This is a genomic window from Acinetobacter sp. Ag2 (assembly GCF_001005515.1).
Classification (GTDB): Bacteria; Pseudomonadota; Gammaproteobacteria; order Pseudomonadales; family Moraxellaceae; genus Acinetobacter; species Acinetobacter bereziniae.
Map to the genome: position 1 here is coordinate 24,140 of NZ_LBNA01000020.1, position 10,825 is coordinate 34,964.

Sequence of the window (10,825 nt, forward strand, 5' to 3'; positions counted from 1 at the left end):
TTTTATATAAAAAATATAAGCCGCTTAACAATTTTCATGAGCGACCTTAGATATTTTTCATCAGCAATTCTGTAGTCGACTTTAGCTCATATAGCATTTGACCTAACAAAATATCTTTATTGGTCATGGCAACCAAAACTAAAGGATGCGTCGGATGCGGAATTGCTGTAAGCAATGCCTTTCCATTCTCTGCATCTAAAGTAATTGTTTGACATCCAACAAGATTAATCTCTGATACAAAAGCAGTCACCATCGCTAAAATTGAGCTACTTACAGCAGCAATTTTTCCTGAATTATTAATGTTTTTCTTATTGACCAGCGCAATTTCAAAACCATCTGAAGTACATAACATCACAAACTCAACACCACTCACAGCGTTCAGTAAATGCCTTATTTGTTTTTCAGCATATTCCACAAAATCATCTGGCACTTTTCGAGATTTGTTTAAATCCAACATATTTAAGAAAACCCCATAAATTTCCATTTTACCCGCGTTTAAAGCACCATTTTGGGGCTTTTTGGGGCGAGTGAATTATTTGATATATTTCACACTTTCTTCTTAATTCTATCTTTTTTTATTTGCTTGTAAATATGTTTTTTTACTTTAACTCAGTTTTATTTTAAGAACTGTTTAAATAGTATTCTAAACATATAAATGTCAGATTTCCCTCAATAATGTCATTCTTGCTCATATATGGTGCATCGGCACAAAATACCCATTTTGCACATTACATTTTACTTTACATCTCCACTATGTTGTTGCACGACTATATTTTCTTGTTGGTTATAATTTTTGAATAAAAAAAGACCACACATATACTATTTTATGAATAATATATTAAGATTTGATGAAAATAATATTGTTTGAAGGATTCGAGTTGTTAATTCAAAGCATAAGGCTTATAAAAACGTTACATTTTATTTTTTGATTTGGTTTTTTTTTGTGTTTATATTTATTTCATCCAGCTGCTGGATGCCAAATATTAATTTAAAAAAGGTATACAAGATGAATAAAATTTTACTCGCTTTGGGTCTGATTGCTACGATTGCACTCGTAGGCTGTAATAAGGATAAAGCACCTGAGACAGGAGCGACTACGGGTGAACATGTTGAAAATGCTGTTGATCAAGCTAAACATGATGTAGAAAATGCCACTAAAGATGCTGCGAGTGCAACAGCACAAGCAGCTGATCATGCTGCCAATGCAACGGCTACAGCTGTAGATCATGCCGCTGATGCAACCGCTCATGCCGCTGACGCAACTGTAGATGCGGCTAAAAATGCAACCGCAACTGCAGCGGGCGCCGTTGAAAAAGGTGCAGCCGATGTGAAAGAAAAAGCTCAACAATAATTTGAATTGAAATAAAAGCTCCTGACATAGGAGCTTTTTTATATTTGTCATATACTTAAATTATAAGTGATTTAACTTCCCTGAATATGGAGTCACCTTTATGTCTCATTCACATCACCCAGAACAACATTTTATACAACGTACAGGCTGGTTAAGAGCAGCTGTTCTGGGTGCCAATGACGGTATTATTTCAGTGACCAGTTTAGTGATGGGGATGGCAGCAAGTGGAGCATCGAGTCACACACTACTTATTACCTGTATTGCTGGCTTAATTTCAGGTGCAACTTCAATGGCAGCAGGTGAATATATTTCTGTCAAATCACAATCGGATATAGAAGAGGCGGATTTAAAAGTTGAAGCACGCGAATTAGAAAAAAATCCGCATTTAGAACTTAAAGAACTGACACATATTTATATACAGCGTGGACTAGACCCTGAGCTAGCCCATCAGGTTGCTATTCAACTGACTGAAAAAGATGCATTGGAAGCCCATGCCCGTGATGAAATTGGAATCAATGACATAACTGCTGCCAAACCGATCCAAGCTGCTGGTTCTTCTGCGTTATCTTTCTCGATTGGGGCGTTATTACCCACATTATCAATTTTATTCAGCCCTGAAATTTATTTAGAAAAAGTGGTTTTGGTGGTTGGTATTTTATCTTTGGTCATTTTGGGTGCGTTATCAAGCTATTTTGCCGGAACCTCTATGCTTAAAGGCAGCCTTCGAGTTGCCATTTGGGGCATTATCGCGATGGCTTTCTCCAGTTGGATTGGCTCTCTTTTCCATGTCGCTCCGATTTAATATCAACATGTTTCACCTCAGCTCCACATAAACATGTATTTAAATTATATTTTTAAAATAAATACTGAACATAATTTGCTTATTGCCCTCAGCTTGGGCAAAGTAAATGAAAATTGAGGAGCTAGGAAATGTCTTTATTAGAACAGTTAGGAATAAAACTTCCAATATTGCTTGCACCTATGGCAGGAGTTTCAACACCCCTATTAGCAGCTGAAGTATCTAATCAAGGTGCTCTTGGGTCATTGGGGCTTGGGGCAAATACTGTTGAAACTGCACGTCAACAAATCAAAGAAACGCAAAACTTAACACCATATCCTTTTCAACTTAACTTTTTTTGTCATGAATCATCAAGCACAAATATAGATTCCAATACGCTTTGGATAGCACATTTAGCCACTGAATTTGAAAAATTTGGTGCAGTTCCACCCACTGAATTAAAATGTATTTATCCAAGCTTTAAAGACAACGATGATTTTTTAGATCTATGCTTAGAAACACAGCCCAAAGCGGTGAGTTTTCACTTTGGTATTCCACATGAATATCAAATCCAAAAACTAAAAGATGCTGGTATTTTAACGCTTGTTTCAGCAACCAATCTGACTGAAGCCCTTGCGATCGAAGCAGCAGGGATTGATATTATCATTGCTCAAGGAATTGAAGCAGGTGGACATCGTGGTATTTTTAATGCACAGATCGATGGTGCAATTAAAACCTCCGACCTTGTTCAACTGATCAAAAAACACTGTTCACTCCCTGTGGTTGCAGCTGGAGGAATTATGAATGGTCAACAGGCAAAAGCCATGCTCAATCTCGGTGCAGATGCAGTGCAAATGGGAACCGCCTTTGTACAATGTAAATCGTCAAATGCCAATACTGCTTACCGCAAAGCTTTATTTGATCATCCTTTGACCCAAATTACCTCAAGTATTTCAGGTCGCCCAGCACGTGGCATCATCAATCATTGGCAAACTCGAATTGATCAAGCTGATCGTCCAGATGTTGCAGCCTATCCATACGCATATGATTTAGCAAAACAGCTCAATGCAGTGGCAACACAAAATGGCGATGTTGGCTTTGGTGCATTTTGGGCAGGTAGTAATGTTGCTCTAATTCGTGAACTCGAGGCTCAAGATCTACTGAATCAATTGGTTGTAGAAATGAATCACGCTTGATTTCAAAGTAATTACAGAAGTGACGATGTGTCATTTCTGTAATTTATTCTGGTCAATCTTGTAAATTTTCTTCCACCAACATATATACCCAATCAAGCTCAGGGCATTGATAACCCAATATCGTCATAGCAGCAGTTACTTGCCCTCGATGATGTGTACCATGATTAAAAACGTGAATCAGCGTATCTGCATAAGGCAAGCTTTGCGCTTCCCCATTCGATCTAAAATAGTTCAAGTTTCCCGTTAAAACTGTTTCATCTAAATCATCAATAAAGCTCAACCAATTTAGGCTTTTATGGCTTAATTCATTCAAAAGCTGCGTTTTATCCTGATGAATGACGGTGTTTAATGCCATAGTTAGAGAGTGATTTTCTTTAAAACGTGAATACCAGAGATAATGTTCGCCCAGCAGTAAATGGTTAAGCGTTCCTGCAATACTCTTAAAATACAGTCCAATATCTTGATTAAAATCTGCATCAGATACGGCTTTTAAACATTCACAAAGACGTTGTGTCGCCCAAATATTATATTGAGCAAATCGTCTTAAATCATTCTTATTCATTTACTCAACGACCTATGCATAGCCTGTATAGCGATCAACTTAATCAGCTTGATAAAAACTCTATTTTGAATAAAATGACAACAAAATCAATATAAATTGCTTTTATCATGATTAATCACTTTGTTGCCAATCGGTCAATCATTTTCCACTTGTTTAGATAAGTTTTCTTTTTTTAACTTATTCAAAAATACAAGTGAGATTTATCATGCATATCACGAAATCTGTGCTGTATATGACTGTGACAGCATTAAGGTTTATCAAGCCTATAACCCACATATTGCACAGCTCGCTATACAACATCAAAAGTTTGTCTCCCCTTCTCTTTTCAAAGAATGACCTGTATCAAACCGTCTTTTTTATGGTTGATGGGGCTGGGCAAGCAAACCCAATCAAAATCATATTTTAGCGATCTGTATTCAGCGTGGTTTTTGGGAATATTGATTCAACAAAGTACTCATACTGACCCAACACTTGCTACTCATCAAAATGTCACAATTTTGATGCTCAGGAGAGTATAAATATACTGAAAAATTATTTTCGAAAAGAGCGGATCTACGCTTGAAATGATCTGCTAAAACAGCATTTGCGGATTGCCTAATTGAATGGGTGTTTTAATTTCTTAAGGTTCGATTACGCTTAGAACTTAATGAGTGATATCTCAAATAACCCAAACCTAGAAATAATCTAACTATCTACAAATAACACAGCCTCCATTTGGAGGCTGTGTTATTTTAATCAGAAAAGAAACGGAACGTATTTCCTTGAAAATCAACTAGATTTATAAAGCAATTAAGCCGCATCTTTCTGCTTTGGGTGAACCATATTTTGCACAGCAAGCACAGAAGCTAAAACTTCATCAGAAAGCAATTGTTCTGCTCGAATCAACTCTAAAATACTTGCCCCAGTTTCATTGGCTTGCTTAGCGATACGCGTTGTCGTTTCATAACCCAAGTAAGGATTCAACACCGTAATAATACCAATCGAGTTGTCTACCAAAGCTTGGCAATGTTCTGCATTTGCACGAATATTTTGAATACATTTCTGCTCAAACATACGCATTGCTCTGCCTAACAAATCAATTGATTCAAACAATTTGAAAGCAATCAAAGGTTCCATCGCATTGAGCTGCAATTGACCTGCTTCAGCAGCGAGTGTAATTGCCAAATCATTTGCCATAATTTGATAACAAGCAAGATTCATTGCTTCTGGTATTACAGGGTTCACTTTACCTGGCATAATTGAACTGCCCGGTTGACGTGGTTCTAAATGAATTTCATTTAAACCAGCACGCGGACCACTCGACAACAAACGTAAATCATTTGAGATTTTTGAAAGTTTCGTAGCGGTACGTTTTAATAAGCTCGATAACAGAACAAAATCGCCCATATCTGAAGTCGCTTCAATTAAATCAGGCGCACTTGAAATGGTTTTATTGGTAATTTTAGATAAAGCTTGAATAGCAAGAATACGGTACTCAACTTCTGTATTAATACCCGTACCAATCGCAGTTCCGCCAAGATTCACCACGCTTAAAGCGTCTGGCATAATTTGATTGATTTTTTTCAAATCGTTTTGCAAAGTATGCGCAAATGCTGCAAATTCTTGACCTAAAGTCATCGGTACTGCATCTTGTAACTGAGTACGTCCCATTTTTAAGATATGAGAAAACTCATTTGATTTGTTTTCAAAGCTTTGAATTAAACTTTGGAACGGCAGATTCAGTTGGTCCAAAGCAAATAATAATCCGATTTTTATTGCACTAGGGTAAACATCATTGGTTGATTGAGACATATTTACATCATTATTTGGATGCAAATATTGGTATTCCCCTTTTGCATGCCCTAAATACTCTAATCCAATGTTCGCGACCACTTCATTGATATTCATATTGGTCGATGTACCCGCACCACCTTGAATCATATCAATCGGAAACTGTTCATGATACAGGTCATTGTTCAGTTGCTGGCAAGCATGCTGAATTGCATTATATTTATTTTCTTCGAGCTTATTGAGTTTGAAATTGGCATCGGCACACGCAGCCTTAACCATTGCAAGTGCTTTAATAAAAACAGGAAAGTGACTTAATTTAGTTGAACTTAAGTTAAAGTTTTCTAATGCTCTTAGGGTTTGTACGCCATAATAACAATGAAATGGCACTTCTTTAAGTCCTAATAAATCCTTCTCAACTCGCGTTTTAATTTCAATGTTCATGTGCATTACAGCTCAATAAAAGAATAAATTTATCTTAGGAAATGCATTGAAAATTGGCTAATGTAAAAAAATATTTATGTATGCATTTTTTGCATATCACTTGTTATAATGCTTAGAGTGAAATGTAGAACGGCTAATCAATATGACCCTTGAAATTCGATGGATAGAAGATCTGTTGGCTTTAGATCAAGAAAAATCGATCTCTAAAGCTGCTGCGCTACGCCACGTTACCCAATCTGCTTTCACACGCAGAATACAGAATATTGAAGAAGCGCTTGGCTTTCAGATTTTAAAACGCTATAGCAAAAGCATTGATTTCACCGATGCAGGGCAAGTCTTGCTCTCGACATCTAAAAATATCAAAAATCAGATGAACACCACCATCAACTATTTAGAAAAAAATATTAAAGACAATGAGTTATCGATTAAGTTTGCAGTATCCCACTCACTCATTACTCAATTTTTCCCTAAGTTTATTCAAAAACTATATAGCAATTATGATGATTTAAAATTAGAAATTATCGCCTCCAATTTGCAGCAAGGGCTTTATTTATTAAAAGAAGGCTCTTGTGACTTTTTAATTTGTTATTGTGATCAAATCACTTTACAACAACTAGACCCCAGTATTTTTAAATATCATAAAATCGTCAAAATGGAAGTCTTACCTGTCACAGCAACAATCAATCACCAACCCAAGTATACATTTAGCCAAAACTTCCCTCTTTTGGCTTACAGCAAAAAAGCCTATTTGGGTAAATGTGTCGATAAAGTGATCGAAGGTAAATTAAATTACCGTACCTTGTATGAAACAGACAACGCCAGTGACTTAAAAGCCTTGGCTTTACAAGGCTTAGGTGTCGCATGGCTGCCAAGATTATTGATTGAAGAAGAGTTGAATGACAATAAATTAAAAGTTTTGGAGGGTTATAGCTTCTTTCAGGATGTGTATATCGTCCGTAGCCATTTAATTTACTCTGAAAAAGTAAATTTTGTTTGGAATGCCTTGGTGTTAAATTAAGGCTTTTATTGTAAAGCCGTTAACTTATACATCCAATAAATTAACGGACTCTACTTGTACATCACTCATCAGGTTGCCTTGATCCAATAAGTGGTCAAAATACTGTTCTACAACTTTGGCTTGCTCAAGTGTACTTTCCACCTTATACATATTTTGACGAAACTCATTGCTTGAATGTAAGCCTTTGGTGTACCAAGCAATATGTTTTCGTGCAATACGGCAACCTGAATATTCCCCATAAAACTGATAAAGCTCAGACAAATGTCCAATTAAAACATCTTTCACTTCTTGGATATTGGGCGCAACTAAATGTTCACCCGTTTTTAAGTAATGGGCAATTTCGCGAAAAATCCAAGGGCGTCCCTGTGCCGCACGACCAATCATCACGGCATCAGCACCAGTATAATCCAACACATATTTGGCTTTTTCAGGGCTATCAATATCACCATTGGCAATCACGGGTATTGAAATCAACTGTTTAACTTCTTTGATCAAGCTATACCGTGCAGTGTTTAAATACATATCTTCACGGGTACGACCATGCAAGGCTAAGGCAGCTATCCCTGCTTCTTCAGCACGTTTTGCCACACGGAGAATATTCTCTTGACCATTTAAATAGCCCAAACGGGTCTTTAAAGTGACAGGAACATCCACAGCATTGACCACTGCATCTAAAATTCGGGCAACTAAATCTTCATCTTGTAACAGTGCTGAGCCTGCTAACTTATTGCAGACTTTTTTCGCAGGACAGCCCATATTGATATCGACAATTTGAGCGCCATTAGAAACTTGGTAACGTGCAGCTTCAGCCAATTGTTCAGGTTCAGAACCTGCAATTTGGGCGGAAATGGGTGCTAATTCCCCATCAAAATTGGCACGATATAAACTTTTTTTGGTCATCCTTAAAGTCTGATCAGATGTCATCATTTCGCTGACCGCATGCCCGGCACCAAAGTACTTGCATAGTGTTCTAAACGGACGATCAGTCACGCCTGCCATAGGGGCAACAATTAAATTATTTGACAGTTGATAGGGACCAATATACATATATATTCATACATTTTTAGACCTTCATAGTATACTGCATCTGCCATAGTGGCTCATCATTTTCTGAGTATGTTTTCTGCGATATGAAAAAATTAGTTCGACATCACGCTTTTATTAAATCTTTCAGCGTGTTAGCTCTTTCTTTAAGTCTAGTTGCTTGTGGTAAAGGTTCATGGTTTGCCAATGAAGATGATGAGCAGTTAAAACAGGAACAAATTAAAAAGCTGATTCCAAATCGTGTCAGCCAACGTGATTCTTGGGCAAAAGATATTTTTGATATTTCAAACGAATTAAAGATTCCGACCAACAAAGAAAATGTCTGTACGATCATTGCTGTCGTCGATCAAGAGTCGAACTTTGTCGCCAACCCTGTAGTTCCAGGTCTAGGTGATAAAGCAGTCAAAGAAGTCACCACTCGACTCAATGAAAAATTTGAAGATAAATTAGGTTCAACCATTGGTGGTACTGTCGCATCTTACTTTGAAAATGTTTTAAAAAATCAACCATCACCTGATGATAATTATTTAAAACAAATGAGCCGCGTGCGTACAGAAAAAGATTTAGATGTGTTGTATCGTGAAATATTTGACTATATGGCAAAGCATTATCATGTCAGTGCCCTGACTGGTGCTGCCAAATTCGTAGGTCAAGATATTGCTGAAAAAATGAATCCAATCACGACACTTGGGTCGATGCAAGTACATATCAATTATGCCAAAGCACACAAGCGTAGCAGCATGAATGTTAATGAGTTACGTGACGATCTCTATACAGAATTTGGTGGTTTGTATTACGGGATTCATCGCTTGATGATGTATCCTGCAAACTATGACAAGCCAATCTATCGTTTTGCAGACTACAACTCAGGGATGTATTCTAGTCGTAATGCTGCCTTTCAAAAAATGATTGATAAGTTGGCTAAAGCCGACTTGGCACTGGATGGTGACCTCTTATCTTATGATAAAAATGGTGATCCTCGCCCTGCCATCACAGATACAGAAAAAGCACTGACTGCATTATTTGCTCAAAATAATATTCTAGTGACACCAAGACAACTTCGTAATGACCTCAAACAAGAGAAAGAACAAGATTTTGAAAAAACCCAAACCTATATCGCCGTTTCTAAACTATATAAAAATCAAACAGGCAAAGAACCAATATATGCCATAATGCCTGAAGTCATTATTTCTGGACCAAAATTGAGTCGTGACTACAACACAAATTGGTATGCGAGCCGCGTAAACGGACGATATGAAACATGTATGCACCGAGCAAAACGTATAAAAATTTAGCTTTATTTGATTTTGATGGAACCCTGTGTAAAAAAGACAGTTTTACAGGGTTTATTTTCTATGCCTTATCCAAAAGGCATATTGTCAAACAAGGCATCAAAATCTTACCTTGGATCCAAGCCTATTATTTAAATATCTATCCAGCGCATGCAATGCGTATAAAGTTGTTTAACGCCATGTTTAAACATGCTGATGCCAATGAGATTTTAGATATCGCCGATGAATATGCTTATCGTCTCATGGGACAATTAGATCCTACCCTTTATCAACAATTGCTCAAACACCAAAATAATGGTGATGATGTCGTTTTAGTCTCTGCTTCTGTCGACATTTATTTAGAGGTCATTTGCCAATTATTAAAAATTGATTTGATTTGTACTGAGACTGAGATTCTTGAGGGAAAATTTACAGGTCATTATGCGACACCAGATTGTAGTTGTGAACAAAAACGTTTGAGAGTTTTAGAAAAATACAATTTAGCGCATTATCAAAAAGTCTTTGCTTATGGAAATAGTGAAGAAGATCTCGACATGCTCAATTTAGCTGATTTTAAATATATGGTTGGTAAAGATCAGTTGCTCCCAAACATTGAAGATGAAAAGAAATTAGCTTGAAAGCTAATAATTTAAATGTGAGCTCATTATGTCGTATATTTATGTCATCACATCATTGACGCAATTCTATCGTTACATTCAGCCTGAATTAGAAAAATATAACATTGAAATGATGATGGAGTACTTTGATTCCAATCAGCAAATTCAAATCAAAATGATCACAACTGAAAATCTAAAAACACAACTTTTGGAGTATGATCATCAAAATCTGGGCTTCTATTTTTTAGATAAAGAACAAAAAATCAATAAACACCAAATCTATGATGATGAATATTGTATTTACGCTATTGAAGGACAAGGTGGAAGAGAAACTGAGAATGCTCTAGAAAAAATAACCTTAAGAGTAATTTCAAAAACGCCTGATAAAAATATAAAACGATTTTTTAGTGCGATTAAACGCAAATTAAATCAAGATGAGAATTTTGCCCAAGGCATACAAGGTGGTTCTCGCTTACACCAACAGCATTATTATTTAAAATCGTATGTAGGGGAAAAAGTATTTAAATCAAATTTTTATAATGATAAAGCTCCAGCATTAATATTTGCTAGCTCAATCCAGATCTGACAGGTAACCACTTTTTAGTGTGCCTGTCAGGCTAAATTTGAGCTAAATTCATCTCAGCCCAACTTCGCTTCCCACAAAGTAATGTTTCCAGTGGTGTGCGACCTCACCACATTTTTCCCTGATGAGTTCGTTCAGTATTTTAGAATTTTTGCCAAACGGCTAGATCAGCTTGTAATTCCTCTAATGTACTA

12 protein-coding genes and 1 pseudogene are annotated in these 10,825 nt (G+C 36.6%); 8 read left to right on the top strand and 5 right to left on the bottom strand.

Annotated features, from left to right (window positions below; genetic code table 11):
• Positions 1-46: 46 nt before the first annotated feature.
• Entirely contained in the window at positions 47-457 is a 411-nt protein-coding gene (locus AAV97_RS00965) for a roadblock/LC7 domain-containing protein (RefSeq protein ID WP_009585049.1), read from the bottom strand.
• A 549-nt stretch (positions 458-1,006) separates the two neighbouring features.
• Here AAV97_RS00965 and AAV97_RS00970 point away from each other — a divergent pair.
• The 3 genes from AAV97_RS00970 (at position 1,007) to AAV97_RS00980 (ending at position 3,325) form a co-directional block, all read left to right on the top strand.
• Positions 1,007-1,351 carry a hypothetical protein gene (locus AAV97_RS00970; RefSeq protein ID WP_004831503.1) on the top strand — a complete coding sequence of 115 codons (345 nt, stop codon included), beginning with the start codon at positions 1,007-1,009 and terminating at the stop codon, positions 1,349-1,351.
• A gap of 100 nt (positions 1,352-1,451) precedes the next feature.
• Positions 1,452-2,153 (top strand): VIT1/CCC1 transporter family protein, encoded by a 702-nt coding sequence (locus AAV97_RS00975; RefSeq protein WP_004831504.1) that lies wholly within the window; start codon positions 1,452-1,454, stop codon positions 2,151-2,153.
• A gap of 128 nt (positions 2,154-2,281) precedes the next feature.
• Entirely contained in the window at positions 2,282-3,325 is a 1,044-nt protein-coding gene (locus tag AAV97_RS00980) for an NAD(P)H-dependent flavin oxidoreductase (RefSeq protein ID WP_046759565.1), read from the top strand.
• A 52-nt stretch (positions 3,326-3,377) separates the two neighbouring features.
• On the opposite strand, the gene AAV97_RS00985 is transcribed toward AAV97_RS00980, so the two are convergent.
• The gene (locus tag AAV97_RS00985; protein WP_046759566.1) at positions 3,378-3,887 is read right to left on the bottom strand and encodes a DinB family protein; all 510 of its coding nucleotides are present in this window, start codon (positions 3,885-3,887) and stop codon (positions 3,378-3,380) included.
• Between the two features lie 123 nt (positions 3,888-4,010).
• Between AAV97_RS00985 and AAV97_RS21310 the strand changes: the two genes are divergently transcribed.
• Entirely contained in the window at positions 4,011-4,223 is a 213-nt protein-coding gene (locus AAV97_RS21310) for a DUF4291 family protein (RefSeq protein ID WP_228136491.1), read from the top strand.
• A gap of 453 nt (positions 4,224-4,676) precedes the next feature.
• Here AAV97_RS21310 and AAV97_RS00990 read toward each other — a convergent pair whose 3' ends face one another.
• On the bottom strand, positions 4,677-6,098 hold the full coding sequence (locus AAV97_RS00990; protein ID WP_046759571.1) for an aspartate ammonia-lyase: 1,422 nt from the start codon (positions 6,096-6,098) through the stop codon (positions 4,677-4,679).
• 142 nt (positions 6,099-6,240) lie between these two features.
• Here AAV97_RS00990 and AAV97_RS00995 point away from each other — a divergent pair, with 142 nt between their 5' ends.
• Complete coding sequence (locus AAV97_RS00995; protein WP_046759567.1) at positions 6,241-7,116, top strand: LysR substrate-binding domain-containing protein; 876 nt, start codon at positions 6,241-6,243, stop codon at positions 7,114-7,116.
• A gap of 24 nt (positions 7,117-7,140) precedes the next feature.
• Here the strand turns inward: AAV97_RS00995 and dusB are convergent, their stop codons facing one another.
• Complete coding sequence (dusB, locus tag AAV97_RS01000; protein WP_046759568.1) at positions 7,141-8,163, bottom strand: tRNA dihydrouridine synthase DusB; 1,023 nt, start codon at positions 8,161-8,163, stop codon at positions 7,141-7,143.
• A gap of 83 nt (positions 8,164-8,246) precedes the next feature.
• Between dusB and AAV97_RS01005 the strand changes: the two genes are divergently transcribed.
• From AAV97_RS01005 to AAV97_RS01015, 3 genes are read left to right on the top strand one after another with little or no spacing between them, the layout of a single operon-like run.
• Positions 8,247-9,455: a DUF1615 domain-containing protein gene (locus tag AAV97_RS01005; protein WP_046759569.1), complete on the top strand. Its 1,209-nt coding sequence runs from the start codon at positions 8,247-8,249 to the stop codon at positions 9,453-9,455.
• Positions 9,422-10,069: an HAD-IB family hydrolase gene (locus tag AAV97_RS01010; RefSeq protein WP_005030050.1), complete on the top strand. Its 648-nt coding sequence runs from the start codon at positions 9,422-9,424 to the stop codon at positions 10,067-10,069. The genes AAV97_RS01005 and AAV97_RS01010 overlap by 34 nt, the downstream gene beginning before the upstream one ends.
• 28 nt (positions 10,070-10,097) lie before the next feature.
• The gene (locus AAV97_RS01015) at positions 10,098-10,634 is read left to right on the top strand and encodes a hypothetical protein (RefSeq protein ID WP_046759570.1); all 537 of its coding nucleotides are present in this window, start codon (positions 10,098-10,100) and stop codon (positions 10,632-10,634) included.
• Between the two features lie 31 nt (positions 10,635-10,665).
• Here AAV97_RS01015 and AAV97_RS21315 read toward each other — a convergent pair.
• Positions 10,666-10,825, bottom strand: a pseudogene (locus tag AAV97_RS21315) (IS481 family transposase); the annotation flags it as partial.